Origin of the sequence: Arthrobacter pascens (assembly GCF_030816475.1) — a bacterium.
Taxonomy (GTDB): domain Bacteria; phylum Actinomycetota; class Actinomycetes; order Actinomycetales; family Micrococcaceae; genus Arthrobacter; species Arthrobacter pascens_B.
In genome coordinates, this window is sequence record NZ_JAUSXF010000001.1 from 2,224,499 (window position 1) to 2,250,139 (window position 25,641).

Annotated in this window: 27 protein-coding genes and 1 pseudogene; 23 read left to right on the forward strand and 5 right to left on the reverse strand. The window is 62.5% G+C overall.

The window, feature by feature from the left end; translation table 11 throughout:
- The first annotated feature begins 168 nt into the window (after positions 1-168).
- The 8 genes from QFZ40_RS10230 (at position 169) to QFZ40_RS10265 (ending at position 7,582) form a co-directional block, all read left to right on the forward strand.
- Complete coding sequence (locus tag QFZ40_RS10230; protein ID WP_306904227.1) at positions 169-864, forward strand: haloacid dehalogenase type II; 696 nt, start codon at positions 169-171, stop codon at positions 862-864.
- 15 nt (positions 865-879) lie between these two features.
- The gene (locus QFZ40_RS10235; RefSeq protein ID WP_306904228.1) at positions 880-1,365 is read left to right on the forward strand and encodes a RidA family protein; all 486 of its coding nucleotides are present in this window, start codon (positions 880-882) and stop codon (positions 1,363-1,365) included.
- Between the two features lie 138 nt (positions 1,366-1,503).
- Positions 1,504-2,610, forward strand: coding sequence for an alanine racemase (locus QFZ40_RS10240; RefSeq protein ID WP_306904229.1), 1,107 nt, complete (start codon positions 1,504-1,506; stop codon positions 2,608-2,610).
- Between the two features lie 82 nt (positions 2,611-2,692).
- The gene (locus QFZ40_RS10245; RefSeq protein WP_306904230.1) at positions 2,693-3,427 is read left to right on the forward strand and encodes an SDR family NAD(P)-dependent oxidoreductase; all 735 of its coding nucleotides are present in this window, start codon (positions 2,693-2,695) and stop codon (positions 3,425-3,427) included.
- A 34-nt stretch (positions 3,428-3,461) separates the two neighbouring features.
- On the forward strand, positions 3,462-4,868 hold the full coding sequence (locus tag QFZ40_RS10250) for an NAD(P)/FAD-dependent oxidoreductase (RefSeq protein WP_306904231.1): 1,407 nt from the start codon (positions 3,462-3,464) through the stop codon (positions 4,866-4,868).
- A gap of 106 nt (positions 4,869-4,974) precedes the next feature.
- A complete protein-coding gene (solA, locus tag QFZ40_RS10255) occupies positions 4,975-6,123 on the forward strand; it encodes an N-methyl-L-tryptophan oxidase (protein ID WP_306904233.1) in 1,149 nt (382 codons plus the stop codon).
- Between the two features lie 35 nt (positions 6,124-6,158).
- Positions 6,159-6,845 (forward strand): GntR family transcriptional regulator, encoded by a 687-nt coding sequence (locus QFZ40_RS10260; RefSeq protein ID WP_306904234.1) that lies wholly within the window; start codon positions 6,159-6,161, stop codon positions 6,843-6,845.
- 74 nt (positions 6,846-6,919) lie between these two features.
- Positions 6,920-7,582: a GntR family transcriptional regulator gene (locus tag QFZ40_RS10265; protein ID WP_306904236.1), complete on the forward strand. Its 663-nt coding sequence runs from the start codon at positions 6,920-6,922 to the stop codon at positions 7,580-7,582.
- 10 nt (positions 7,583-7,592) lie between these two features.
- Here QFZ40_RS10265 and QFZ40_RS10270 read toward each other — a convergent pair whose 3' ends face one another.
- The 4 genes from QFZ40_RS10270 to QFZ40_RS10285 form a co-directional block, all read right to left on the reverse strand.
- Positions 7,593-8,234, reverse strand: a complete 642-nt coding sequence (locus QFZ40_RS10270) for a GntR family transcriptional regulator (RefSeq protein ID WP_306904237.1) — start codon at positions 8,232-8,234, stop codon at positions 7,593-7,595.
- 59 nt (positions 8,235-8,293) lie between these two features.
- Positions 8,294-9,085: an aspartate/glutamate racemase family protein gene (locus tag QFZ40_RS10275; protein ID WP_306904238.1), complete on the reverse strand. Its 792-nt coding sequence runs from the start codon at positions 9,083-9,085 to the stop codon at positions 8,294-8,296.
- A 186-nt stretch (positions 9,086-9,271) separates the two neighbouring features.
- Positions 9,272-10,213: a proline dehydrogenase family protein gene (locus QFZ40_RS10280; protein WP_306904239.1), complete on the reverse strand. Its 942-nt coding sequence runs from the start codon at positions 10,211-10,213 to the stop codon at positions 9,272-9,274.
- Positions 10,214-10,702: 489 nt separating this feature from the next.
- Entirely contained in the window at positions 10,703-11,212 is a 510-nt protein-coding gene (locus QFZ40_RS10285) for a MarR family winged helix-turn-helix transcriptional regulator (RefSeq protein WP_306904240.1), read from the reverse strand.
- A 90-nt stretch (positions 11,213-11,302) separates the two neighbouring features.
- Between QFZ40_RS10285 and QFZ40_RS10290 the strand changes: the two are divergent.
- From QFZ40_RS10290 to QFZ40_RS10310, 5 genes and pseudogenes are all read left to right on the forward strand, one after another.
- Positions 11,303-12,362 (forward strand): annotated as a pseudogene (locus QFZ40_RS10290) (LLM class flavin-dependent oxidoreductase).
- A gap of 87 nt (positions 12,363-12,449) precedes the next feature.
- Positions 12,450-12,824 carry a DoxX family protein gene (locus QFZ40_RS10295; protein ID WP_306904241.1) on the forward strand — a complete coding sequence of 125 codons (375 nt, stop codon included), beginning with the start codon at positions 12,450-12,452 and terminating at the stop codon, positions 12,822-12,824.
- A 79-nt stretch (positions 12,825-12,903) separates the two neighbouring features.
- The gene (locus QFZ40_RS10300; RefSeq protein WP_306904242.1) at positions 12,904-13,809 is read left to right on the forward strand and encodes an NADP-dependent oxidoreductase; all 906 of its coding nucleotides are present in this window, start codon (positions 12,904-12,906) and stop codon (positions 13,807-13,809) included.
- A 31-nt stretch (positions 13,810-13,840) separates the two neighbouring features.
- Complete coding sequence (locus QFZ40_RS10305) at positions 13,841-14,326, forward strand: MarR family winged helix-turn-helix transcriptional regulator (protein WP_306904244.1); 486 nt, start codon at positions 13,841-13,843, stop codon at positions 14,324-14,326.
- Positions 14,326-15,240, forward strand: a complete 915-nt coding sequence (locus QFZ40_RS10310) for an SDR family oxidoreductase (RefSeq protein WP_306904246.1) — start codon at positions 14,326-14,328, stop codon at positions 15,238-15,240. Before QFZ40_RS10305 ends, QFZ40_RS10310 begins: the two co-directional genes overlap by 1 nt.
- Positions 15,241-15,433: 193 nt before the next feature.
- Here the strand turns inward: QFZ40_RS10310 and QFZ40_RS10315 are convergent, their stop codons facing one another.
- Positions 15,434-16,747 (reverse strand): helix-turn-helix transcriptional regulator, encoded by a 1,314-nt coding sequence (locus tag QFZ40_RS10315; protein ID WP_306904247.1) that lies wholly within the window; start codon positions 16,745-16,747, stop codon positions 15,434-15,436.
- 164 nt (positions 16,748-16,911) lie between these two features.
- On the opposite strand from QFZ40_RS10315, the gene hxlB reads away from it, so the two are divergent.
- The 10 genes from hxlB (at position 16,912) to solA (QFZ40_RS10365) (ending at position 25,615) form a co-directional block, all read left to right on the forward strand.
- Complete coding sequence (hxlB, locus tag QFZ40_RS10320; protein ID WP_306904249.1) at positions 16,912-17,511, forward strand: 6-phospho-3-hexuloisomerase; 600 nt, start codon at positions 16,912-16,914, stop codon at positions 17,509-17,511.
- Positions 17,512-17,585: 74 nt separating this feature from the next.
- Positions 17,586-18,209, forward strand: coding sequence for a 3-hexulose-6-phosphate synthase (hxlA, locus tag QFZ40_RS10325; RefSeq protein WP_306904251.1), 624 nt, complete (start codon positions 17,586-17,588; stop codon positions 18,207-18,209).
- Positions 18,210-18,381: 172 nt separating this feature from the next.
- Complete coding sequence (gene zwf, locus QFZ40_RS10330) at positions 18,382-19,890, forward strand: glucose-6-phosphate dehydrogenase (RefSeq protein ID WP_306906892.1); 1,509 nt, start codon at positions 18,382-18,384, stop codon at positions 19,888-19,890.
- Entirely contained in the window at positions 19,887-20,804 is a 918-nt protein-coding gene (locus QFZ40_RS10335; protein WP_306904254.1) for a glucose-6-phosphate dehydrogenase assembly protein OpcA, read from the forward strand. The genes zwf and QFZ40_RS10335 overlap by 4 nt, the downstream gene beginning before the upstream one ends.
- Before the next feature lie 292 nt (positions 20,805-21,096).
- A complete protein-coding gene (locus QFZ40_RS10340) occupies positions 21,097-21,282 on the forward strand; it encodes a hypothetical protein (protein ID WP_306904255.1) in 186 nt (61 codons plus the stop codon).
- Positions 21,283-21,367: 85 nt separating this feature from the next.
- Complete coding sequence (locus tag QFZ40_RS10345) at positions 21,368-21,499, forward strand: hypothetical protein (RefSeq protein WP_306904256.1); 132 nt, start codon at positions 21,368-21,370, stop codon at positions 21,497-21,499.
- 329 nt (positions 21,500-21,828) lie between these two features.
- Positions 21,829-22,770 (forward strand): ABC transporter substrate-binding protein, encoded by a 942-nt coding sequence (locus QFZ40_RS10350; RefSeq protein ID WP_306904257.1) that lies wholly within the window; start codon positions 21,829-21,831, stop codon positions 22,768-22,770.
- A gap of 47 nt (positions 22,771-22,817) precedes the next feature.
- Positions 22,818-23,714, forward strand: a complete 897-nt coding sequence (locus QFZ40_RS10355) for an amino acid ABC transporter permease (protein ID WP_306904258.1) — start codon at positions 22,818-22,820, stop codon at positions 23,712-23,714.
- Positions 23,711-24,478, forward strand: a complete 768-nt coding sequence (locus QFZ40_RS10360; RefSeq protein ID WP_306904260.1) for an amino acid ABC transporter ATP-binding protein — start codon at positions 23,711-23,713, stop codon at positions 24,476-24,478. Before QFZ40_RS10355 ends, QFZ40_RS10360 begins: the two co-directional genes overlap by 4 nt.
- A gap of 3 nt (positions 24,479-24,481) precedes the next feature.
- Positions 24,482-25,615, forward strand: a complete 1,134-nt coding sequence (gene solA, locus QFZ40_RS10365) for an N-methyl-L-tryptophan oxidase (RefSeq protein WP_306904261.1) — start codon at positions 24,482-24,484, stop codon at positions 25,613-25,615.
- Positions 25,616-25,641: the final 26 nt, after the last annotated feature.

The window sequence follows — 25,641 nt, forward strand, 5'->3', positions numbered from 1 at the left end:
CGGCAGTCGGTCTCAGATCCCTGCTGCATACAGCCCGCGAGCTCGTGGATCCGCGAATTAAATCCCAGGGATCGTTGACAACGCATGGCGCCCCCGAGTATCGTCGACAATCGACAGCACGTCAGTTTCGTCGACAATCGACGAAGCCCGCTTAATTTGGAGGATCACATGGCATTCGAATTCGAAACCAAGCCGAAGTTCGTGACGTTCGACATGAACGGAACACTGATCAAGTTCGCTATCGCGGACGCTACTCGTGCGGTCCTGGGCGACCGGCTGCCGGCCGAGGTTGCCGACGCGTACCTGCAGGCGACCAAGGCGTACCGCATCGACGAGTGCATGGGCGAATACAAGCCGTTCCGCCAGATCATCGCCAACTCCATGGAACGCGCCTCGCGCAGGCTCGGCCTTGAGTACCGCGAGGCCGACGCCCAGGCCGTCTACGAGATCGTCCCCACCTGGGGCCCGTACCCGGGTGTAACCGAAGCACTGAACCGCCTGGCTGAAGAAGTCCCGCTGGTCATCATCACGAACAGCGACACCGCGGATGCTGCACGCCTTTCAGCGAACCTCAAGGCCCCCTTCGACGTCGTCATCAGCGCAGAGGAAATGGGGATGTACAAGCCGCGCCTTGGTGCGTTTGAGTACATGTTCGACAAGCTGGGCGTGACGCCGGATGAGATTGTGCACGTCTCCGCGAGCCCGATGTACGACCTGCGCTCCGCGTCCATCCTGGGCATCAAGAACAAGGTGTATGTCGACCGCGGCTTCGAGCAGGACGAGCACTGGCTCGGCTACGAGCGGATCACCGACATCGCCGAGCTCCCCGTCCTCTTCGGTCTGCCGCGTCCCGCTGCCTCCTAAGGGAGACCTGTACAGATGAGTCTGCCGCTACCTCAAACCGTAAAGGGCGCTTCGGCTTTGGAGCGGCTCCAGGCCCTCGGCATGGAGCTTCCCGTCCTTGCTGATAACGCGTACTACGTGGACCACCGGGCTGTGGATTCCAGCATCCACATCGCGGGCCAGCTGCCTTACAAAGACGGGGTTCTGCTGGGCACCGGCGTTGTGGGCCGGGACGTGGATCTGGAGACGGCACAGGAGCTCGCGCGCCATTGCGCGCTGAATTGCCTCGCTGCCGCTGTCCAGGGGGTGGGAGATCTGGACCGTGTCCGGATCGTGCAGATGCTGGTCTTCGTGGCCAGCGGGCCGGACTTTGGTCTGCAGTCGAAGGTCGCCAACGCGGCCAGTGAATTGCTCATCGAGGTGCTGGGAGAGAACGGACGGCACGCCCGCACAGCGATCGGTGTCGCAGGGCTGCCGCTGAACACTCCTGTCGAGATCCAGATGATCTGCACGGCCGTTTAGCGACGGGCGCGGCCGTGGTGCTGGAGCGGTGGTGGTGTGCGGGACCCGCTGATGCGGGTCCCGCACATTCAGCATTCGGGAAAGCCAGCACCGCTGCCCTCGATCATTCATAGACAGAAAATTCATGAGGAGCACAGCGTGAACCGCATTCAATCAGCACTCGAGGCTCTCCTCGAGCGGATCGACACCCCCTCACCGATCGTGCTGGCCGACGTGATGCAGGAGAACATCGACCGCATGCAGGCCTTCGCCGACGCCCAGAACCTGGACGTTAGGCCACACGTCAAGACGCACAAGTGCGTAGAAATCGCCAGGCGCCAGGTCAAGGCCGGGGCGGTCGGGATTACTGCCGGCAACGTGGGTGAGGCCGAGGTCTTCGCCGCGGCCGGGTTCGATGACATCTTCATCGCCTACCCGATCTGGGCCGCCGGGACGAAAGGGCCGCGGATCCGCAAACTGGCCGAAACCACCCGGCTGCGGGTGGGTGTCGACAACCTCGCGGCGATCAACGCCCTCGCCCACGCGATGGGCGACGAACCCGGACTGCTGCAGATCGTCATTGAGATCGACTGCGGCGCCCGCCGTTCCGGCGCTGCCCCCGAGGCCGCAGGCGATCTCGCCCTCGCCGCGCGCAACCGCGGCCTCGTGCCAGCGGGTGTCTTCACCTATCCGGGCCACGGCAGCGCCGGACCGGACGCGCGCAAGCGTGCCGCCGAAGACCAGGACGCCGCCCTCGTCACGGCGGTGCGCAGCCTCAGCGCAGTGGGGATCACTCCGGCGGTGGTCAGCGCCGGCTCCACACCCACAGTGGAGTTCGCCACCAACAGCGTCATCACCGAGATCAGGCCCGGCGAATACGTGTTCAACGACATGAACAACACCAGGCTCGGTGCCTGCACCGAGGACCAGATCGCACTGTTCGTCGCCGGCACAGTGGTCAGCGATTGGGTCCCTGATCAGGTCATCCTCGACATCGGCACCAAAGCCCTCGGCCGCGAAGGCAGCCCCGAGATCGGCTACGGCGCCATTGCAGGCACCAACGCCGTCCTGTCCAGGCTCAACGAATACCACGGATTCCTCCCCCTGCACACAGTGGACTTCCGCCCGGGCGTCGGCACGGTGCTCCCGGTGGTCCCCAACCATGTCTGCCCGGTGGTGGTCAATTTCGAGGAGTACATCGTCACCGACAGCACGGGCACCACCGTGGAACGGTGGCCTGTCGACGCCCGCGGATTCCTCAACTGACGGAACCGGACCGATCACCGGACGGGACTTTCCGTCCCCCAGCCTGCAACCCCAGCAATTTACCCACGATGGAGTGTCTGATATGAGACTTGATAAGACCACGGCCCTGGTCACCGGAGCCAACAGCGGAATCGGACGGGCAGTATGTTCCCACTTCCGTAACGAAGGTGCCCGATTGCTGCTCACCGGCCGCAGGGAGCACCCCGACAGCGCCCAGCCCGATGACCTTTACGTTCCCGGAGACCTCAATGACGAAGCGTTCGTTGAAAGCCTGGCCCGGGAGGCCGCCGAAACCTTCGGCACCGTGGACGTCGTCGTCCTCAACCACGGCCTGCAGGTCAGCGGCCCGCTGACGGAGATGGCCTACGAGGATGCGAAGAACGTGCTGCACAGCAACCTGCTCAGCTCCTTCCTGGTGATGAAGCACTTCGCGCCACTGATGCCCGCCACGGGTGGCTCGTTCGTCCTCGTCAGCTCACGCCTGGGCATGGTCGGCAAGCCCGACGAAGTCCTGTACTCCGCGGCCAAGGGCGGCCTGATCATGCTCGCCAAAGGTGCCGCGATCGAATGGGCCTCACGCAACATCCGCGTCAACATCGTGGCACCGGGCCTGACCGCAACCCCCATCATCGAAGCATCAATCCAGCGCAGGGAAGACCCCGAAGCCTACCGCGCCCACCGCGAAGGCCAGATCCCGCTCCAGCGCCTCGCCACCCCCGAAGAGATCGCCGACGCCATCCTCTTCATGGCGTCGAAGGAATCCTCCTACATCACCGGAGCGGTCCTGCCCGTCGACGGCGGATACACCGCCGCCTGAACACCACAACCGTTCCCAGACAAAGAAGGACACTATGACAGCGCTTGCGGCATCACCCCGAAATGGAAATCTTGGCTTCTGGATGTCCGGACTCGCGGACACCAGGCCCACCTACCCCCGCTTTACCGGTCAGGACGCTGTAGACCTGGCAATTGTCGGTGGCGGCTACACCGGCCTATGGGCCGCGTACTTCGCCAAGAAACTCGACCCGTCACTCAAGGTTGCTGTGTTTGAGGCAGAACAGATCGGCTACGGTGCCTCCGGGCGGAACGGCGGCTGGCTCTCAGCAATGCCCCCGGGAAACCGGGCCACCTTCGCCCGCGCATCCGGCGGCGGGCTGGACGCCAGCATTGCATTGCAGCAGGAGTTTGTCGCCGGCGTCGATTCCGTCCTGGATATTCTCCAGGCCGAGGGCATCGATGCGGATCAGCACAAGGGCGGCGCGCTGGTCGCTGCCCACACCAAGGCCGGGCAGGGCCGGCTCGTGGCCAGGCGTGACACCGACTGGAAGTACGGGCTGAGCGAAGACGATGTCCATTTGCTTGACCGGGACGAGTTCCAGAGCAAGATCAACATCTCCACCGTCCACGGCGGGCTCTTCAACAAGCATTGCGCCCGGTTCCACCCCGCGAAACTTGTCTACGGTCTCGCTGACACCCTAACCTCCATGGGGGTGAGCATTTACGAGGGCAGCCGGGTGGACAGTGTCGACGGCAAGGTCCTTTCCTTAGGGAACGGACGCGTCTCCGCTGCCAAGACGTTCATCTGCACGGAAGGCTATTCGGGACCACTGCTTGGCAGCAGGACCCTAATACCGATCAACTCCTCGATGATCGTGACCAAACCGCTGTCCGACGAGGCATGGGAGCAGATCGGCTGGAACGGGCTCCAGTGCCTCAGCGACTCCGCACACACATTCATCTATTCGCAGCGAACAGCCGACGGCAGAATCACCATGGGCGGACGGGGGGTCCCCTACCGCTACGGCTCAGGCACAGGAGGCGCCGGTTCAACACCCCAGTCCACCATTGACCTGATCTCCACAAAGCTTCGCTCCTTCTTCCCCGGTATCGAATTCGAAGTGGATCACGCCTGGTCCGGAGTCCTCGGCGTTACCCGTGACTGGAACGGCGGCGTGCACTGGGATCAGGCGTCCGGGATCGGATCGTCCACCGGCTACGCCGGACACGGCGTCACGGCAGCCTATGTCGGCGGCAGAACCCTCGCGGAGCTCGCCTTCGAGCAGGAAACCGAACGGACGACACTCCCCTGGGTCGGCTACCGCGCACGGAACTGGGAACCTGAACCCATCCGCTGGCTCGGTGTCCACGGCATGTACCGGCTCTTCGGACTTGCCGACCAATGGGAAGAACGCAGGGACTCCACCAAGACCTCACTCCTGGCCAAATTCGGCAGCAGACTCGCCGGACTACACGAATAATCCTCCACCCAAACCTTCACCTGAACCCCCTGGAGGGAACACCATGAAGACCATGAATAGAGTTCAGACCGCCGGTGCGCACTTCCTGGAACCGGTGCTGTAGGCCATGGACGGAAAACTTGCTGTCATCGGCCTGGGCAGCATCGGAAGCATGGCTTTGTGGCAGGTTTCGCATATGACCGACTCCGTCATCGGATTCGAGGCGCAGTCACCCGCTCACGGCAGAAGCGCCGTGGGCGGCGACACCCGCCTATTCCGCATGATCTACCTCGGCAACCCCGACCTCTACCCCATCCTGGAACGGTCGCGCGATCTCTGGGCTGAATTGGAAGCAGAAACCGGACAGGACATCTTCACACGCTGCGGCGGCCTGTCCATCGGCACCGCCGACGGCCTGTACATCCGAAGCCTCCTGGAAACCACCCGAACCAACGGGGCGGCCCACGAAATCCTCAGTCACGAGGAGATGGCAGAACGCTACCCGCAGCACAACCTCCGCCCTGATGACTGCGCCATCTACGACCCGAATGCCGGAGTCCTACGCACCGACCGCGCCGTCACTGCCGCCATCGCCGCAGCCCAGGCCAACGGCGCAACCGTACACACCAACACCCCGATCGACAGCATCACCGAAACCGACGACGGCGTTGTCATCACCTCCGGAGACACCTCCTGGACCTTCGAAAACGTCATCGTCTCCTCCGGCGGCTGGTCACGGCGGCTTATGCCCGACTACCTCAAAGCCGCAACGCAGACAAAGCGCGTCTTCCTGACCTGGTTTGTTGCCCACGACGCAGCCCAGTTCACCCCGGAAAAGTTCCCCACGTTCAACCGGATGTACGAGGACCGATCAATGTACGGGGCACCCGCCGTCGACGGCGTCACAGTCAAAGCCACCCTTGACGGCCGCGGCACAGTAACACCGGACCCCGACGGTTTCCCCAGGGAACTCTCAACAGCCGAAATCGCCGAGACCATCGAAACGGTCTCTGAATTCATCCCAGGCCTGATCCCGACGATCGTCCGCTCGGACGCCTTCCCGGACCTCTACACACGGGACCGGAGTCCGCTTTTGGGCTGGTTCAGCGAGTCAAGCAGGATCTACTGCGCCACCGGATTCTCCGGAGGCGGATTCAAGAATGCCACGGGCTACGGCCACATTGCCGCACACGAAGCCCTCGGCAAACAGACCTTGGAGGGGCTGGAATTCGTACGCCCGGAACGGTTCAAGACAGGTACAAGTACACCGCTCTAACATCTGGAAATACGTAGCATGCCGAAGAATGAGAGATGAGGTCAATGGAGGCCCCCGAAGGACTTTTTGCACTGGAAGGGAGACCGACGGCGCAGCTGATCGCAGATCAGCTGCGCGAACAAATCCTCCAAGGGTTCATCCGCCCGGGGCAACAAATCAACGAGTCCCTCCTGGCGCGCCAGCTAAACAAGTCGCGTGGTCCTCTCCGGGAAGCACTACAGCGCTTGTGCCAGGAAGGGCTCCTCATCAGTAGGCGCAACCACGGAGTGTTTGTCCTCGAAGTTGAAGCACATGACATTAAGGAAATCTACGAGGTTCGCGAGTTCGTCGAATCCGCCGCAGCAAGCAGGCTGCTGGATGACAGCCCCAAGCAGATAAGAGCCGGCTGCGAAGCGTTGAAGGAAATTGTGGGCGAAATGGCGAAGCAGGTGGCCGCGCCAGACTGGCAGACGATTGCGCGGCTTGACATGAAGTTCCACTCAGCCCTCGTAGCCGGCATGGGAAATTCTCGTTTTATCCGCCTCTACAAGACGCTGGCGGCCGAATCAAGAATGTGTATCCCCTACCTGGAAGCCTGCTACCCGAACGTCGACGTTCTGGTACAGGAACACCAAAACATCCTGGACCTGTTGGAGGCAGGCGACAGGCAGGGCCTCCTCAAGGAAATCAAATGGCATATGCAAAAAGCCATCCAGGACCTCACCAACACTTTGCAGGACTAGCCGCTCTCAGTGGCGCCTACCACGGGCAACACCGGCTCCCGGTATAATCGACAATCGACAAGAGAGGCGGCACGATGGACGGCAAGTTCAAGTGGCAAGAACAGCGGACGACGACGCCGGACGGTGTCTACCGCGTGCTGCGTACAGCGATCCTGGACGGAACTGTGCCTCCAGGGGAACAGCTGCGCGAGACGCACATCGCTGCCGATCTCGGAATCAGTCGGTCCCCGCTACGTGAGGCGCTGACCAAGCTTGAGGAGGAAGGGCTGGTCGTGAAGATCCCCTTCCGGGGATCCTTCGTTGTCGAGGTTAGTGCCCGCGACGTCGCCGAGATCGCATCAATCCGTTTACTTGTGGAGCCTTATGCTGCTGAACTCTCGGCAGCAGCGTTGCGCGGTCCTGAACGGCTGCGGCTGAAGCAAACCATCGAGGAACTGTACCGGGCCACGGACACCAACGATATCCCGGCCAGCATTGACGCCCACCTTCGCTTTCACCGGCTCTTCTATGAATTCTCGGGGAACGCCGCGCTCCAGGCTCTTTGGAACGGTTGGGAGAACAAGCTGCGACTCTACTTCGCGGTGGACCACCCTACATACAGTGATCTCCATGAAATCGCTGTTGAGCACGAGAGATTGGCTGAACTGGCGTTGGAAGGTGACATTGATGCCTTCCGTCAGGAGATGGCCGGTCAGTTCCAGAATGCGCTCAGCGCCGAAAGTCCAAAGCAAAAGTAGGCGTGGCTGATTAGCTTTTGAGCTCGTCGGAGTCGAAAAGCCCGCTAATGAGGTTTCCGAGGTGGGACCAATGTTCTCCTGACAGGCCAGCGGCTGCTTCGGCATCGCCTTGTTCACACACACGGATGAGTTCATCGTGGTGGTTGATGGTCTCCTCGCCACCGAGGAGCCCGGAGAACTTACGATAGAGAATTCTGTGGAGCTGTGGGTGGAGCTGTTCGATGATGCGCTTAATGACAGGGTTTCCTGCGGCGTCGATGACCACTGCATGGTATGCATCGTCTGCAGCCAGCGCTTTCGAGACGTCCTGTTTTTGCACCGCTGCGGCAAACTTCCGGTTCGCTTGGCGCATTGCCTGGAAGTCACGTTCAGTAAGGCGCGGGACAGCAGTGGCCATCGCCAAGGAGTCGAGGGCCTTGAGGACGGCGAGGTTTGCCGCGACGTCGTCCTGGTTGAGTGTCGACACACGCGTGTAAACCCCGGGCTTGGCTTCGATGAGTCCGCTTTCGACCAGCCGGGTAAGTGCTTCCCGTACAGGGGTTCTGCTCAGGCCAAGCATTTCCGCTAGTTCAGCGTCCTTGATTTTCTCGCCGGGCGCGAGCTCACCGCGGACAATGGCGTCCCTGAGGCGGTCGTAAGCTGCGTCGCTCATTTTCGGTCGCTCAACGGCGCTGCTGCGGGCAAGTGGCATATTGCATACTGTACTTCGTATTACTGGCCGGAAAGAACGCGCTGCACCACCGCATCCGCCAAAATTTCAGCGGGATCGACGAACGGAACCGGGATGTCAATGCCGGAGAGTCCCACAGGAACTTCCGTGCAACCCCCGATGATTACCTGGGCGCCCGCATCAATCAGACCCTGGGCCGCCTCACTGAATCCCGTGCGGACCGCGGAGCCAGTCCTGCCCGCCTTGATGGCGCGGATGGAGTCCATGACAAGCTCCTGGCCGGCGCCGTCAGGCGTGATGACAGCTACGCCCTTCCGATCAAGCCATGATTGATATGGTCCAGCCTTTTGGGTTCCTGTCGTTGACAGCAGTCCGACCCTCTGAACGGTTGGCGAAAGCCGCTGGATGTACTCCGCTGTTTCCTCGATCATGTGGATAATCGGGATTTCGACCGCGGTCTGGACGGCCTTGAGGAAGGCGTGCGCAGTGTTGCACGGGACGGCCAGCATCCCGGCGCCGGCCTCTTTCAGGAGCATGGCCCCCGCTATCAGCGCTGGCGTTGGATCCGCACCATGGGTCAGCAGCGCCTCTGTCCTGTCCGGAATCTTGGGGTCTGACCAGATCAGCACCTGAAGGTGCTCCTGATCGCGCGTGGCAGGGGTCGCGCGGACCAGTTTGAGGTAGAAATCCGCCGTCGCTTCCGGGCCCATTCCTCCCAGAATCCCCACAACGCGTCGCACATCAGACTTCGACGCGGACTCAATCCGCCCATGGCCGGGTGACGGGAAGAAGTGCCGAGGGGCTGACACCTTCATGATGGTCCGAGTCTTCATAGCAGTCGTTTCTGATTGGAGAGGAAGCAGATCTCCAATATATTGCACACTGCGTATTACGTAAAGCCGCCTGTAAGGAGGACGTCAGAATTCTGCCACTATGGGATCGTGTGCGTTGCCGGGAGCGTTTCACCGGTCAGAAGCGACGAAGCAACAGCACGCCGGGGGCTTGACGGACCGTGAAGGTCAGTTTCCCGCTGCAACGATGGCGTCGAATACCCTTTCGGGGTCTTCGGCGATGCGGTTGAGCACATAGAGCCACCATTCGCCTCCAAAGATGGAGTATTCACGGGTGGTGAGATTGTCCGCGCGCAGGCGGTCCAAAGTCGAAGTGCCCAGCCCAAGTAGCATCTCGAACTCGACCTGCGGTACATCGCCGAGTCCAGGATGCCTCCGGAGGATTTCATCAATCAGCCCGGCATCGTGGGTGGCAAACGAGACCGGATGTCCTGCGTCGAGGAGCTGGTCGGCAAGGCGCAGGTAATTCTGATGCAGTTCGGAGCTTCCGCGTGGGTACGCGACCTCAGCGGCCTCCAGGAATGCCCCCTTCACCAGCCTGATGGGTCCTGGCTTTTCCAGGAGACGCTCAAGATCCTTTTCGCTGCGGTGCAACCGCGCCTGCAGCGTGATACCGATACTCGCGCCGCTTGCACTGAGAGTGTCGTAGAGGTCCAGAACGAGGTCCGTCCGCTCTGATCCTTCCGCCGATATCATCAGGGCGGTGCCGAGCGGGGCCAAGGCGTCTGCCATGAGAAGGGCGTTCTCCAGGGCAAGTGACGGACTGACGATTGAGCCGATGTGCGAGAGGTCGAAAGAGACCGTACTGCGGATCCCGGCCTGCCTCAATTGGTCGATCAGGTCCAGGAATACAGCCGTCTCGGCCTTTGCTAGTTCGGCATCGCGCACGCTTTCGCCGGCATATTCCAGACTGACCAGGTGGCCGCGAGCTACGCTCCGCTTGGCTGCTGCGATGGCATCATGGACAGTCTCTCCAGCCGTGTATCGTTCGGCAATCCGTGTGGCAACGGCAGCTAGAGCCGGGGACGCCATGACACGTGCTTTCAGATCCTCGTCCAATGCCCAGCCCCGCAGTACGTCAGCCGCTGCATCCCGCCCGGAATGTCCCACAAAAACGCCTTTCCCTCGATCGTCTATTCGATCTTTAGGGAAAGCCCGCCGTACCGTCCGTCATCGGGGGGCATGTTGAGGGTGATTGAAGAATACTCCCGCCCATCCGACGCAGATTCATCGTTTCGGTCGGGAAAGCTCCTAGGAAATCGGGTGCAAGGCGGAGTCGAGTTCCAAGCCACGGAGCGCGCCAGTCGTCGCCCTCAATGTCCAGAGCGCAGGCATGCCGCTCAAGGCAGGCATCACCTCTCCCCTGATGATGAACCTCGCGTCGCTCGGACCCCCAGCGGCTGACCACCATCCGGTTTTCGGGCAGTAATGACCGGTGCGTGATGGTTCATCGAGAACGAGAGTCGAAGCAGCCGGACGACGTTTCTTCATGACATTTCCTTCACTGACAGAGCCGGTGGTTACCGGCTTTGGTTGGTGGTTCATACCGCCAGTGTAACGATTGTCAACAATCTACGATAGCCCTGCGGTGATGTTTTTTTATTCATTCGCCGAGTGCTCCTTCTGGCGCGAGGACACCTGTTGCAGGTGGCGGCGCAAGCTGGCCGCTACCCCGCCGGCGGCCTCAAGTTCCTCCGGCGTCAACGCCTCGATAAAGAGCTGGTGGACGAGGCGCAGGTGCGGTGCCGATGAACTGCGGAATATCCGCGCCCCCTCGTCGGTGAGCTCGACTTCTGCGCCACGACTGTCATTGCCTGAGCGGTGCCGCCGGATGAGCCCACGGTTTTCCATGCGGCCCAGGTGGTGGGACAAGCGGCTCCGTTCCCAGCCAACCTGTTCTGCAAGCACGGAGGACCGCAGCCTGTGGTCGCCAGCCTCGCTCAGGGCCAGGAGCACGGCGTAATCCCCTGGCGATACGCCGGAAGTGGCCTGCAGCTCCGAGGCCAATGCCTGCCGCACGGCCTCGGCTGTCTCAACATACTCGCGCCAAACTGCCAGTTCGGCCGCAGTAGGGCTCTGCCTGGCACGTTTCCTGGTTTCGTTCTTCACTATCTGCCTCCTGGTTGACATGTCAACCATACGGCGCAATGATTGACACGTCAATAATCTGATTGACATGTCAACCAAAGGAGACGAATCATGAACGAAATGATTTTCGGGCTGGACACCTTCGGGGATGTCCCCACGGATGACGCCGGTGCACCCGTCAGCCACGCCCGGGCCATCAGGCAGCTGGTGGACGAGGCAGTGCTCGCCGACGAACTGGGCGTGGATGGATGTCTTCACTGTCGGTGAACACCACCGCCCTGAGTATTCGGTATCAGCCCCCGAGACTGTCCTCGCGGGCATGGCCACCCGCACCTCACGCATCCGGCTCGGATCCGGTGTGACCGTACTAAGTTCCGATGACCCTGTGCGGGTTTTCCAGCGCTTCGCCACCGTCGACGCACTCTCCAGCGGTCGCGCCGAGGTCATCCTCGGCCGCGGTTCCTTCACCGAATCGTTCCCGCTCTTCGGCTACGACCTCAAGGACTACGACGTGCTCTTTGAGGAGAAGATCGAGATATTTGCGCGGCTTCTTGACGAGAAGCCGGTGACGTGGAGCGGCAGCGTGCGCGCACCCCTGGTCGATGCCGACGTGTACCCCAAGACAGAAGGCGGGCTCACAACATGGGTCGGCGTCGGCGGCTCACCGCAGTCCGTGGTCCGCACGGCGAAATACGGGTTCCCCATGATGCTCGCCATCATCGGCGGACAGCCGGAACGGTTCGCCCCCTTCATCGACCTCTATGAGCGGTCAGCCGCAGAATTCGGCACGAAGGCCTGGCCGGTCGGAATGCACTCCCCCGGATTCATCGCCGACACTGATGATCAGGCCAAAGAGATCTTCTGGCCCCACTACAAGGTGGTGCGGGACCGCATTGGAGCACTGCGCGGCTGGCCGCCTGTCCGCCGCGAAGACTTCGAGGCGGAAACCCGCCATGGCTCGATGTACGTCGGTTCTCCCGAGACCGTCGCCCGCAGGATCGCGCGTGCGGTAACTTCGCTCGGCGTCGGCCGCTTCGACCTCATCTTCAGCTCGGGAGCCCAGCCAGTCAGCGCCCGTCTTAAGGCCGTCGAACTCTACGGCAGCAAGGTGCTGCCAATGGTCCGCGAGATCCTCGCTGACCATGCCCGTCCCGGGTCGGCAGTCGCATGACGGGCACCCGCCAGTTCTATCGGAGCAGGCACACCGTGTTGGCAAGCCTTCCTGTTTACGCGTAATAACAAACGAAAGAAGATCATCATGAACAGCGTCCTTTGGGTCATCACAGCCCTGCTCACCCTCACCTACGTCGCCGCGGGAGCTATGAAAATTGCCCAGCCCAAGGCGAAGCTTGCCGCCTCAGGGCAGGGGTGGGTCGAAGACTTCTCCGGCAGTACCGTCAAGCGCATCGGCGCAATCGAAATCCTGGCTGCCCTGGGCTTAATCCTTCCGGCCGTGCTGAACATCGCGACCATCCTGGTGCCTGTTGCCGCAACCGGACTCCTCCTGCTCATGATTGGGGCGGCCATCACCCACGCCCGACGCGGAGAAATTCCAAACGTCATTATCAACGTCGTTCTCGGCATCCTTGCAGCAGGCATCGCGATTGCCCGCTTCGGTCCCTACAGCCTTTAGTCGAGATACTTGGCTAGCCACATACTTTGTGTGTATTATGTGGCTAGCCACATAATACGTTTCGACAAAGGAAGAGATGATGAAAGCTATCCAGTTTGATCAGTTCGGCGGTACCGAAGTTCTGCGCGAGGCCGACGTCGACGTCCCGCAACCCGGTCCCGGGCAGGTTCGTGTCCGGGTCAGTGCGGCCGGAGTTAACGCACTGGACGGGAAGATCCGCTCGGGCGCGCTGCAGGCGGTTTTCCCGACGCCGCTGCCCGTAATTCCGGGCTTCGAGGTCTCCGGCACCGTGGATGCAGTGGGCATCGGCGTAACGGACGTAGGCGTCGGAGACGAGGTCTTTGGGTGGTCAGATACCGGCGCCTACGCCGAGTACGCCTTGGCCACCACCGTGGCCCACAAGCCCGCCGGGCTTGATTGGGAACGCGCGGTCGCGCTCCCCGTGGCGGGCGAGGCGGCCGAGCGCGCCTTGGGCTTGCTCGGCATCGCCCCCGGGGAGACTTTGCTGGTGCATGGTGCGGCAGGAGCGGTCGGGACCATCGTGGTCCAGCTTGCCGCTGCCCGCGGTGTGCGCGTCATTGGCACGGCCGGCCCGCACAACCAGGCCTATGTCGCCTCTCTCGGCGCCACTGCCACGTTGTACGGGGACGGGCTTGTCGGGCGGGTACACGCTCTCGCCCCCGACGGGGTGGACGCGGTGCTCGACGTTGCAGGTAAGGGAGCGCTCGAGGACTCCATCACCCTGCGCGGCGGTACCGACCGGATCGTCACCCTCGCTGATTTCCGCGCTCATCAGCTCGGGATCACTTTTGCCAACGGTGCCACGGAACGCTCGGCCGAGCGCCTGGGTGCGCTGGCGCAGGAAGCCGCCATCGGCAAGGTCGCCACAACAGTCACTGCCTACCCCCTCGCTCAGGCTGCAACGGCCCAGCAGCTCAGCGATACCGGGCACATCCGGGGCAAGATTGTACTCACCCTCAACTGACCGTGCCCGCATTTTGTGAATGGACCGAATGATGCCGACCCCGGAACTGCACATCCCCAGTACCTTCGACCAGGGTCCGGTGAGCTACGCGATCTTTCAACTGGCCCGCGCCCACCGGGGCTACGCTGCCGGCCTGCTCCGACAACTGGATCTGCATCCCGGACAGGAACTGGTGCTCATGCACCTCTTCGACCGGGACGGCCAGACCCAGTCCGAACTGCTCGCCAGCGTCGGACTCGACCACTCAACCGTCTCGAAAACCTTGCGCCGCATGCAGGATGCCGGCCTTCTTATCCGTCAGCCAGCTGACCACGACCGCCGCGTGATGGTCGTCCACCTCACTGAGAAGGGCCGGGCCATGCGCGAGCCGATCGACTCCATGTGGCGGACCTTGGAAGAAATCACGACGCGGAACCTTTCACCCCGGCAGGCGGAGTCCATGATGACCGCCGCTGACGCCATCGTTAGTGCCATCAACGCCCGGACCAAAACGGACCGGTTAGAAAGTGAGATCTGATGACCACCCCTTCGACCCTCCCGGTCCTCGTCGTCGGCGCGACCGGCTCCCTCGGGGGCAAAGTCGTCGACGAACTGCTCAAACGCGGCAAGAGCGTCCGCGCGCTGGTCCGTTCCACCACCGACGCCAGCGGGCTTGAGAACAAGGGCGTCGAGATCGCCCGCGGCGACATGCTTGACCTCGACTCGCTCGTCACCGCCATGCGGGGCGCGGATGCCGTCATCACCACCGCCGCCGGATACACCCGCGGCGGCAAGAACGCGCAGGACATCGATACCGTCGGCAACGCCAACCTCGCCGAAGCGGCCCGCCGAACCGGTATCCGACGATTCGTCCTGACCAGCATCCTCACCAGCGACCAGACCCCCCATGTCCCCCACTTCTGGCACAAAAAGGTCGCCGAGGACAAGCTGGAACAGCTCGGTGTCCCGTTCATCGCCCTGCGTCCAGGGGCGTTCATCGACCAGGTCGCAAGCATGGGCGGCAACCCGGTCGAAAAAGGCCGAATGATGTGGCCGGGCAAGCCCTCCGTCCCGCTCACGTTCGTCCACACCTCCGACCTCGCGGCCTATCTGGCAGCAGCAGTGGACGCCGATGCCGGAGACAACGAGCGCGTCGACATCGGATGGGACCGGCCGGTCAGCGTGATCGAGTTGGCAAAACTCATAACTGCCAGCTCCGGGAAGCGGATCAAAGTGCGCGCAGTTCCTTCTGCCCTCACCCGCCTGATAGGCGCCCTGGCCGGGCGTTTCAGTCCTATCGTGCAGGACATGACGGCGATGTTCGGCTGGTTCGACACCGGCCGATACGTCGCAAACCCCCGGCGGCAGGAGCAGCTGTTCGGGCCGCCGCCCACTGCCGAGGACGTAATGGCCCGCGTCACCAACGAATTGGTGAAACCGGACCATCACTGAGGTGGGCCACAATAATTGCGCTCCAAAGGATAACGCCTCTTCGGGCATGGCCCGCCAGGTCCTCACGGCACTTCGCGAATCGACGCGCATACCCACAGCGGATGAATGAGAGGACGCGTGAGCCGCCTACCGTTGGGTCGACGTCGGCTATCCGAAGGGATAGGAGCTTACCGGCTGCGGGGCAGACCTGACGTCAGCGCAGGCCGTGGCTGTTGGCCAGGGCTATGGCCTCGGTACGGGAGCCGACGTCGAGCTTCCTGAAAAGGTTCCGTACGTGAAATTTCACTGTGTTCTCACTGATGCCCAGGGCTGAAGCGATGGTTCGGTTGCGCTTTCCGGCAGCCAGGTGCTGAAGGACCTCGAGTTCCCGGGGGGCAAGATTCCAGGCCGTGACATCACCCGCAGGCATGGCCGGTGGATCCAGTGGCAGGGTAACACTGACGTCGGCACCCCAGCCGGCCATGACGTCCAGGTGCATGCGGCCGGACAGGGCCTGTACCCGTCGGTCCAGCCGGCCGATACTGGGGGCGTCGGCTGAAAGTGCGCCGAGGCCGTCGTCGCGTACATTAATCAGCAGGTTCTCTCCGTCGCAGTCCCACTGTGCCCGGACCCGCCTGACTTCGGGTTGTTCCATCATGGCCAGCAGCAGTCCCCTGACTATCGCCCTCGCTGCATGGGCAACTTCGCCGGGAAGCGCCCTGCCGCTCAGGGGCGGTTCAATGAACTGGACGCTGATGCCGCTGAACCGGGTCAGCGGCATCAGATCCTCCCGCAGGCGTTCGAAGGCTTTGGCGACCGGCTCCTCCACGAGATCAGCTGTGCGGTCACTCAGGGTGCGCAGTCCTACCAGTGCCTTGGCCGTGAGCGCCGTGACAGATGAACGCGCGGCGGCATCGTCCAGGGAAGACGACCGAAGAGCGGCCAGGAGTGTTTCCAGCGTCGTGGAGTGCTGGTCAACGAGTTCGGCCGTGACGCGGATCCGCTCGGCCGATGCTGCCCGTGATTCCAGCAAGTACGACGGCGGAGCGTCCTTAACCTTTTCCTGGATCCTTTGGGCCGCGAGCTGCCAAAAGTACTGCACCAGTTCCAGTGCGGAGTCCGTCGCTGGCGCGTCCTCGTCCAGGCAGGGATCAGTAATAACAAGCAGGGCGTTGCTGGCCACGTGCCTTACGGCCAGTACCGGCCGTGGCTCTGCCGCTATCCCGGCCTCCCCCAGCCAGGGACTTCCATCGGTCAGGGAAGCGCGCAGGCCCTGTAGTTCGGCGATGGACACCCGGGAAATGATCCCTTCTTCGCCGGCCTTCTTTTGCGGACGCCCCGTGCAATCCTCGGTGAAAATCACCAGTGCGCTGCCTGCCGCGAAGGGAAGCAGCGCCTCGCGCAAACGCTCCGCGATGGAGGTGAGGGGTGCTTGGGCCACGGCCGACACCGCGTTCAGGAGGGCCCACGTCCCCTTCGGGAGCAGAGAGCCCGGCGCCATGTTGTGTAGCTGAGCGGCTGAGTTCATCCGGCCAGACTACCGGGAAACCATGCAGCTATCCGAAAGTGTAGGTGGAACTGTTCTAAATCAGCGTTACGCCCACCCCGGATGTTGGACAGGATGAATAGCAGAGAATGAAAAGCTTCTCATCTGGCACAGCGTCGCTGATGACGAATGAAGGAACGCACACAGTGAATTCAACAACAGCCGGTGCATCGACAGTGGAGGACACTGTCGGCGCCATTGCTTACAACCTGTCACTCGTCCGGAACGAGATTGCTGACACAGCCGCACGGATCGATGACCGGCAACTGGCGGGGCTGGCGACGAAAATCAGCCAGGCTGACCGCGTCTTCGTCGCGGGAGCCGGCAGAAGCGGACTTGTCCTGCGCATGGCTGCCATGCGGCTGATGCACCTGGGCCTGACGGTCCATGTGGCAGGGGATACCACCACCCCCGCGATCAGCTCCGGCGACCTGCTCCTGGTTGCTTCCGGGTCCGGCACCACTTCCGGAGTGGTGAAGGCAGCAGAAACTGCAGTCAGCGCCGGGGCAAGCGTCGCGGCCTTTACTACCAACCAGGGATCGCCGTTGGCAGGTCTCAGCGACGAGCTGGTGATTATCCCCGCTCAGCAAAAGACCGACCACGGATCAGGGGTCTCCCGTCAATACTCCGGGAGCCTGTTCGAGCAGGTGCTTTTCCTGGCCACCGAAGCCGTCTTCCAGACGCTGTGGGGCAACGCAGATGTGCCGGCGGAGCAACTCTGGCTGCGCCACGCCAACCTCGAATAACCCACCTCACCCCTTCCTTTCCCACACTGTCGTTCCAAAAATCACGCAGTTCCCAACAGAAAGAAAACAACATCATGAAACTTCAGGTTGCCATGGACCTTCTCACCGTCGAAGACGCCCTCGAACTGGCCGGCAAAGTTGCCGAATATGTTGACATCATTGAGCTCGGCACGCCACTGATCAAAGCCGCCGGCCTGGGTGCCGTCACTGCCGTCAAGGCTGCGCACCCGGACAAGACCGTGTTTGCTGATATGAAGACGATGGATGCCGGAGAGCTTGAAGCCGACATTGCCTTCAAGGCCGGCGCCGACCTGGTGTCCGTTCTCGGCAGCGCCGACGACTCCACCATTGCAGGTGCCGTCAAGGCTGCAAAAGCGCACAACAAGGGCATCGTGGTGGACCTCATCGGTGTGCCGAACAAGGTCGCCCGCGCCAAAGAGGCGCGTGCCCTCGGCGCTACCTTCGTGGAGTTCCACGCGGGCCTGGATGAGCAGGCGCAGCCCGGCTTTGACCTCAGCGGACTTCTTAGTGCAGGCGAAGAAGCCCGCGTTCCCTTCTCCGTTGCCGGTGGCGTCAACCTCAGCACCATTGAGGCTGTCCAGCGGGCTGGCGCTGACGTCGCCGTTGCAGGCGGTTCCATCTACGGTGCCGCAGATCCGGCCCTCGCGGCCAAGGAGCTGAAGGCCGCAATCATCTAGCACCTCCACCCATCGGGACGGCGGCGGCCTGCACCTAGAAGGGTGCAGGCCGCCGCATCCATGTCAGGAACAGAAAGCCTCAATGTCTGCGACGAATCTGCTGTCCCACTTTTTGCCCTCAGGCGCTCCGGTATCCCCCGCTCCTTCCTGGCGTCGGAGCCGGCGTAATCCGCTGCGGGATCCGCGGGATCGTCGTTTGAATCGGATTGCCGGTCCTTCTTCGTTGGTGCTCTTTGGGGTGACGGGGGATCTTGCGCGTAAGAAGCTGATGCCGGCTGTTTATGATTTGGCGAATCGTGGGTTGTTGCCGCCGAGTTTCGCGTTGGTGGGGTTCGCCCGCCGGGAGTGGGATAACGAGGATTTCGCTGCGGAGGTGAAGGCTTCGGTGAAGGCTTATTCCCGGACGCCTTTTGATGAGGCGGTCTGGAACCAGTTGTCGGAGGGGATCCGTTTCGTGCAGGGCGAGTTCGACGACGACGGCTCGTTTGAGCGGCTCGGCGAGACGATCAAGGAACTTGATGATGTCCGCGGGACCCGGGGGAATCACGCGTTTTATCTCTCGATCCCGCCGAAGGCGTTTGAGCAGGTCTGCCGGCAGCTTTCCAAGCACGGCCTGGCCCAGGCCGAGGGGGATAAATGGCGGCGGGTGGTAATCGAGAAGCCCTTCGGGCATGACCTGGAATCGGCCAGGCAGCTGAACGATATTGTCGAGTCGGTGTTCCCGCCGGACGCGGTGTTCCGGATTGACCATTATTTGGGTAAGGAAACGGTCCAGAACATCCTGGCGCTGCGGTTCGCGAACCAGCTCTTTGAACCGTTGTGGAACGCGAACTACGTGGACCATGTCCAGATCACCATGGCCGAGGACATCGGCACCGGTGGCCGGGCCGGGTATTACGACGGTGTGGGCGCGGCCCGGGACGTGATCCAGAACCACCTGCTGCAGCTGCTGGCGCTGACCGCGATGGAAGAGCCGATCTCCTTCAACGCCGATGACCTGCGCGCGGAAAAGGAAAAGGTCCTGGCCGCGGTCAAACTCCCGGAGGATTTGTCCACGCATTCAGCGCGCGGGCAGTTCACCGGCGGCTGGCAGGGCGGGGAACAGGTCCAGGGCTACCTGGAAGAAGAAGGCATCCCTGCCGATTCGACCACCGAGACGTTCGCCGCGATCCGGGTCGATATCCATACCCGGCGCTGGGCCGGGGTGCCGTTCTACCTGCGCGCGGGCAAACGCCTGGGCCGGCGCGTGACGGAGATCGCGGTGGTCTTCAAACGCGCCCCGAACCTGCTCTTCCGCGACCACGGCGAGGATGACTTCGGCCAGAACGCCGTGGTCATCAGGGTCCAGCCCGATGAGGGCGTCACGATCAGGTTCGGCTCCAAAGTCCCCGGCACCCAGATGGAAGTCCGGGATGTGACCATGGACTTCGGTTACGGGCATTCCTTCACCGAATCCTCCCCCGAAGCGTACGAACGGCTGATCCTGGACGTGCTGCTCGGTGAACCGCCGCTGTTCCCCCGGCACCAGGAAGTGGAACTGTCCTGGAAAATCCTAGACCCGTTCGAGAACTACTGGGCACAACTGAACGAACAACCCGAGCCCTACGCCCCCGGCAGCTGGGGCCCCGCCTCAGCCGATGAACTGCTGGCCCGCGACGGACGAACCTGGAGAAGGCCATGATCGTAGACCTGCCCGACACCACCACCTCACAAGTCTCCAAAAAAATCATGTCCCTGCGCGAGCAAGGCGGCGTGATCGCCCTGGGCCGGGTCCTGACCCTGGTCGTCGTGACCAAATCCGGGCTCGAGGAAGAAGCGATCGAGGCAGCGAACGAGGCCAGCCGCGAACACCCCTGCCGGATCATCGTCCTCGCCGACGCCGGCAAAAACGCCCCCGACCGGCTCGATGCCCAAATCAGGGTCGGCGGAGACGCCGGCGCCTCCGAAGTCATCGTGCTCCGCGGCTACGGCCAACTCGCCCACGAGAGCGAATCCCTCGTCGCGGCACTGCTCCTCCCGGACGCGCCGATCGTGGCCTGGTGGCCGCACGGCGCCCCCGAAAACGCCTGCGAAACCTCCATCGGACGGATCGCGCACCGCAGGATCACCGACTCCGCCAACGAACCGGACCCGCAACAAGCCCTGGAAAACATCCGCACCACCTACAAAGCCGGCGACACCGACCTCGCATGGACCAGACTCACGAACTGGCGAATCCAACTCGCAGCCGTCGTGGACCAAGTGGATCCCTCCCCCGTCACAGCCGTCGCCGTCGAAGGAGCCTCCGACTCACCCTCCACCATCCTCCTCGCCGCCTGGCTCACCCTGTCCCTGGACGCCCCCGTCACCATCGTCGCGGACCCCGCCGGAACCGGCATCCGCCGCGTCAGACTCACCCGCCCCGGCGGCGACGTCCAACTCTTCCGCCCCGGACTCTCCATCGCCGAACTCACCCAACCAGGACAACCAGCCCAACGCATCTCCCTCCCACGCCGCAGCCTCAAAGACTGCCTCGCCGAAGAACTACGACGCCTGGACCCCGACGAAGTCTTCGGTCAGGCCCTGCAGACTGGGCTGGCCGCCGTCGGCCGCTGAGAGCTACCGAGTCAGAAGCACCCGGCGGGGACCCTTCATGGCCTCATGCGACCGGCGCATGGTCCTCCGGCCCCGCCTGGGCTGAACGGACATTTAAGGGGCATCGATGGCGCGGCGGACACGGGAACAGAGCCAGGCACTGCCTCGGGAGAAGCTTCTCCTGTCAGCAGGCGACGTGGTGGCACGCTACAGCTACGACGGCGCGTCCGTCGAGCGCATTGCCTAAGAAGCAGGCTTCTCCAAGGGTGCGTTCTATTCAAATTTCACCTCCAAGGAAGACGTTCTTCAACAGTTGCTCGAAGGGAACGCCGGCAACGACGCGACGGATCTGACGCGTATGCTCAACGGGATCGATGATCCCGGCCAGGTGATCGACGTCGTCGCCCGCTGGTGCGATTCACGGGCGGTGGAACAAAAGTGGGGCCCTATCGCCCTCGGGATGCTGCGCCGGGCGCAGCGCGACGGGCACCCTGACTGACCGGCAGCGCCAGCTTTTCACCAGCCAGTGGGAGCAGATAGGGAATCTCGTCCGCAATAAGCTCTTTCCCAATGGCCATCCGGAAATGAGCGACGCGGATCTAGGAGGGACGATCCTCGATCTGACGTACGGCGGCATCGCGGTCTATCTGAAGGTCAACACCGCAGGACAAATGGTGCGGCACATCCTGTCCGCTCTTCGCGATTCGGCTGAGTGATCTGCACCCAGCAGATCGGCTCCTTTGCGTTCTGGCCGAACAGATGCAAGGCATCCCCGGGCAATGGCTCCGGAGAAATTGCCCACCAGGCCTCTTTTGGGTCCCCTAAACGGTTTGATCAAAACCGCGGTCGTCCCACTGCTCAACAGTTGCCGTAGGACTGTTCAACTGTTGACATTGAACGAATAACAGAGTTTCATTGCTACTGGACGAGATCTGAATCACAGCCCGCATGAAGCGCCACACACCAACGCCCTCATTGAAAGGCCTTGGAAGGTGCACCCGCTTCAGCCGGCATTTGCTACTGAAACCATTTGAAGGGAAGCATCATGAAGACCATCAACAAGATCCAGACGGCGGCAGCGGGGCTGGCCGTAGTATTGGCGCTGAGCGCTTGTGGCGGCGCGGCCACGGGCACCCAGGCCGCGGGCGCCCCGGCCGCGGAACTTTCGAAGACGCAGAACACTCGTGACGTTTCTGAGGGTGTCCAGCCGGATGCTGCCGCGGTGGCGTTGTTGCCGCAGTCCGTCAAGGACAAGGGTGAGCTGACGGTGGCGATGGATCTGAGCTCCCCGCCGATGACGTTCCTGGCCGAGGACAATAAAACTCCGATTGGTGTGAACCCGGACCTTGCCCGGCTGGTGGCGAAGAAGCTGGGGCTGAAGCTGAAGTTCGAGAACACGGCGTTTGACACGATCATTCCCGGTATCGACGGCGGCCGGTATGACTTCACCGCGACCACGATGTCCGCCACGCCCGAGCGGCTCAAGGTCCTGGACATGATCAACTACCTCAAGGGCGGCTCGGCCGTGGCGGTAGCCAAGGGCAACCCGCTCAAGCTGACCAACGACACGCTCTGCGGCAAAAACATCGGCGTGACCAAGGGCTCCACCCAGCAACTCAAGCACCTGCCCAACGTCTCCAAATGGACCTGTGAGGACAAGGGCCTGCCGGCCATCAACGGTGTCACACTGCCCAACGTCCAGGAAGCCCTGACCCAGCTGGACTCCAAGCGGATCGACGGCGTTTTCTACGACGCGAGTGCCCTGGCATGGGCCAACGCGCAGCAGCCTGACCACTTCACCACCCTGGAGCCCAGGATGGACACCCGCTCAGACACCACCGTCGCGATGGGCCTGAAGAAAGGATCACCGTTGACACCGGCGCTGCAAAAGGCCATCCAGTCCGTCCTGGAATCCCCGGAATACAAGAAGTCCCTGGAGTACTGGGGCCTGGCCGGATCAGCCATCACTGAAGCCGCAATCCGCTAATGGCAGAGCCAATGCTCACAACGATTCCCCAAGGAAGTGGAACCGCAATGACCGGCAAGGACCCGGCCCTGAAGCCAAGACTCCGGCGGCGCAGCACCTTCGAGTATGTGGCCTGGGTGGTGTGCAGCCTGATCGGCATCGGCATCCTGGCTTCCGTATCGACCAACCCGAACTTCAAGTGGGATGTGGTTGCGAAGTACTTCACCCAGGAGACCATCCTTCGCGGGCTGATGCTGACGATCTTCCTCACGGTAGCCAGCATGGTCCTGGGAACGCTCCTGGGGCTGGCGCTGGCGGTCATGAGGTCCTCCATCGTCAAACCGATCGCAGCCACGGCCGGGGTCTACATCACCTTGTTCCGCGGCACCCCGGTCCTGGTGCAGCTGATCTTCTGGTTCAACATCGCAGCCCTGTACCCGAACCTGACCATCGGAATCCCGTTCACCGACATCAGCACCGCGATTGACGTGAACGCCCTGATGGCACCCATCACCGCGGCCCTGGTCGGCCTGACCCTGAACCAGGCCGCGTACATGGCCGAGATCATCCGCGGCGGGTTCTCCTCGGTCGGGAAGGGCCAGATCGAGGCCGCTGACTCCCTCGGGATGAGCGCCTCAACGAAGATGCGCAAGGTCATCATCCCCCAGGCAATGCCCTCGATCATCCCCGCGACCGGTAACCAGGTCATCGGCATGTTCAAGGAAACCTCCCTCGTGAGTGTCCTTGGTGTTGCTGAGCTGCTCCAAAGCGCCCAGCTGATCTACGCCCGCACCTACGAAACCATCCCGCTGCTGATCGTCGCCAGCCTCTGGTACCTGGTAATGACGCTGCTGCTGAGCTACCCGCAAGCCAAGCTCGAAGAGAAATACTCCCGCGCAACCTCCAGGCTTCCCCGCAAGGCCAAACCCGTTGTGCTCACCGACCCGGAAGGTATCGCCCGATGAGTGCAGACGGAACCATCCTCGCCAAGAAAATCCGAAAGTCCTTCGGACACAAAACAGTCCTCAAGGACATCGACCTGGAGATCGCCAGCGGAGAGATCTGCTGCATCATCGGCCCCAGCGGCTCCGGCAAATCCACCGTCCTGCGCTGCATCAACGGCCTGGAAACAGTGGACTCCGGAGTCCTGAAAGTCAACGGCGAAGACTTCGGCTACTACGAAACCGAGAACGCCTACCACGCCCTGCCGCCCAAGAAACTCGCCGAGCAGCGCACCAGGCTCGGCATGGTCTTCCAGCAGTTCAACCTCTTCCCGAACATGACAGCGCACGAGAACATCATGTCCGGACCCGTCCTGGTCAAGGGCGCTGATAAGAAAGAATCAGCCAAACGGGCCCACGAACTGCTCGCCAGTGTCGGCCTGGCCGGGTTCGGGGACTACTACCCCGCCCAGCTCTCGGGCGGGCAGCAGCAGCGCGTCGCGATCGCCAGGTCCCTGGCCATGGACCCCGAGATCATGCTCTTCGACGAACCCACCTCGGCCCTGGACCCGGAAAAAGTCGGCGAAGTCCTCGCCGTCATGCAGGACCTGGCCAAAAAAGGCATGACCATGGTCGTGGTGACCCACGAAATGGGCTTCGCCCGCGAAGTCGCCGACTCCCTGATCTTCATGGACGACGGCTACATCGTCGAACGCGGCGACGCCCGCGAAATCCTCTCCAACCCCAAGGAACCCCGCACCCAGGCATTCCTCAGGCAGGTGCTCTAAACCATGGACGGAAAACTCGCCGTTATCGGCCTGGGCAGCATCGGGAGCATGGCCCTCTGGCAGGCCTCCCGCCTGAGCCAGGACGTCGTCGGGTTCGAAGCCGCGTCCCCCGCCCACGGCCGTAGCGCCGTGGGCGGGGACACCCGGCTCTTCCGCATGATCTACCGCGGAAACCCCGACCTCTACCCCATCCTGGAACGCTCCCGGAATCTCTGGGCCGAACTCGAAGCCGAAACAGGGCAGAACATCCTCGCCCGCACCGGCGGACTCTCCATAGGAACCAAAAACGGGGCCTACCTCACCGCCCTGCTGGAAACCACCCACACCACCGGAGCCGAACACCAAATCCTCAGCCGCGAACAAATGGCCCAACGCTACCCCCAGCACAACCTCCGCACCGACGACATCGCGGTCTATGACCCGCACGCCGGCGCCCTGCGCACCGACCGGGCAGTCACAGCCGCCGTCGCCGCCGCCCAGGCCAACGGCGCAACAATCCACACCAACACCCCCATCGACAACATCACCGAAACCAGCGACGGCGTCCTCATCACCTCCGGTGAGAAAACCTGGACCTTCGAGAACGTCATCATCTCCTCCGGCGGCTGGTCACGGAAGCTTATGCCGGAGTCTCTGCAGACGCACACCCAGCCGAACAGGGTGTTCCTCACATGGTTCGTCGCCAAAGATCCCGCGCTCTTCTCACCGGAGAAGTTCCCCGTCTTCATCCGGATCGAGGAGGACCGCTCCATGTACGGGGCACCCGCCGTCGACGGCGCCACCGTCAAGGCAACCCTGGACTTCCGACCAACCCCGATCGAGAACGCCGGTGCAGTTCCCAGGGAACTTACTCCTGCTGAGATTGCCGAGACAACCGAGACGGTGAGCGAGTTTTTCCCCGGCCTGTACCCCAACATCGTCAGGTCGGACGCTTTCCCCGACCTCTTCACGACCGACCGCAGCCCGCTGGTCGGCCGGTTCAGCGAAGGCAGCAGGATCTACTGCGCGACCGGCTTCTCCGGCGGCGGCTTCAAAAACGCCACCGGCTACGGCCAGATCGCCGCACATGAAGCCCTCGGCAAACGCACCTTCGAGGGTCTGGACTTCGTCCGGCCCCAACGGTTCATAACCGGCTGACCCCGCCAACCTTCCCCACGACACTG

What these genes read in the sequence shown, in the direction of transcription:
- QFZ40_RS10345 (WP_306904256.1), top strand. Translation starts at nt 21,368, where the DNA reads ATGAGCGACGCGGATCTAGGAGGGACGATCCTCGATCTGACGTACGGC.
- QFZ40_RS10305 (WP_306904244.1), top strand. Translation starts at nt 13,841, where the DNA reads ATGCCGACCCCGGAACTGCACATCCCCAGTACCTTCGACCAGGGTCCG.
- solA (WP_306904233.1), top strand. Translation starts at nt 4,975, where the DNA reads ATGGACGGAAAACTTGCTGTCATCGGCCTGGGCAGCATCGGAAGCATG.
- QFZ40_RS10275 (WP_306904238.1), bottom strand. Translation starts at nt 9,085, where the DNA reads ATGAAGACTCGGACCATCATGAAGGTGTCAGCCCCTCGGCACTTCTTC.
- QFZ40_RS10260 (WP_306904234.1), top strand. Translation starts at nt 6,159, where the DNA reads ATGAGGTCAATGGAGGCCCCCGAAGGACTTTTTGCACTGGAAGGGAGA.
- QFZ40_RS10230 (WP_306904227.1), top strand. Translation starts at nt 169, where the DNA reads ATGGCATTCGAATTCGAAACCAAGCCGAAGTTCGTGACGTTCGACATG.
- solA (WP_306904261.1), top strand. Translation starts at nt 24,482, where the DNA reads ATGGACGGAAAACTCGCCGTTATCGGCCTGGGCAGCATCGGGAGCATG.
- hxlA (WP_306904251.1), top strand. Translation starts at nt 17,586, where the DNA reads ATGAAACTTCAGGTTGCCATGGACCTTCTCACCGTCGAAGACGCCCTC.
- QFZ40_RS10315 (WP_306904247.1), bottom strand. Translation starts at nt 16,747, where the DNA reads ATGAACTCAGCCGCTCAGCTACACAACATGGCGCCGGGCTCTCTGCTC.
- QFZ40_RS10360 (WP_306904260.1), top strand. Translation starts at nt 23,711, where the DNA reads ATGAGTGCAGACGGAACCATCCTCGCCAAGAAAATCCGAAAGTCCTTC.
- QFZ40_RS10355 (WP_306904258.1), top strand. Translation starts at nt 22,818, where the DNA reads ATGACCGGCAAGGACCCGGCCCTGAAGCCAAGACTCCGGCGGCGCAGC.
- QFZ40_RS10350 (WP_306904257.1), top strand. Translation starts at nt 21,829, where the DNA reads ATGAAGACCATCAACAAGATCCAGACGGCGGCAGCGGGGCTGGCCGTA.
- QFZ40_RS10265 (WP_306904236.1), top strand. Translation starts at nt 6,920, where the DNA reads ATGGACGGCAAGTTCAAGTGGCAAGAACAGCGGACGACGACGCCGGAC.
- QFZ40_RS10235 (WP_306904228.1), top strand. Translation starts at nt 880, where the DNA reads ATGAGTCTGCCGCTACCTCAAACCGTAAAGGGCGCTTCGGCTTTGGAG.
- QFZ40_RS10250 (WP_306904231.1), top strand. Translation starts at nt 3,462, where the DNA reads ATGACAGCGCTTGCGGCATCACCCCGAAATGGAAATCTTGGCTTCTGG.
- QFZ40_RS10295 (WP_306904241.1), top strand. Translation starts at nt 12,450, where the DNA reads ATGAACAGCGTCCTTTGGGTCATCACAGCCCTGCTCACCCTCACCTAC.
- QFZ40_RS10300 (WP_306904242.1), top strand. Translation starts at nt 12,904, where the DNA reads ATGAAAGCTATCCAGTTTGATCAGTTCGGCGGTACCGAAGTTCTGCGC.
- QFZ40_RS10245 (WP_306904230.1), top strand. Translation starts at nt 2,693, where the DNA reads ATGAGACTTGATAAGACCACGGCCCTGGTCACCGGAGCCAACAGCGGA.
- QFZ40_RS10335 (WP_306904254.1), top strand. Translation starts at nt 19,887, where the DNA reads ATGATCGTAGACCTGCCCGACACCACCACCTCACAAGTCTCCAAAAAA.
- QFZ40_RS10310 (WP_306904246.1), top strand. Translation starts at nt 14,326, where the DNA reads ATGACCACCCCTTCGACCCTCCCGGTCCTCGTCGTCGGCGCGACCGGC.
- QFZ40_RS10270 (WP_306904237.1), bottom strand. Translation starts at nt 8,234, where the DNA reads ATGAGCGACGCAGCTTACGACCGCCTCAGGGACGCCATTGTCCGCGGT.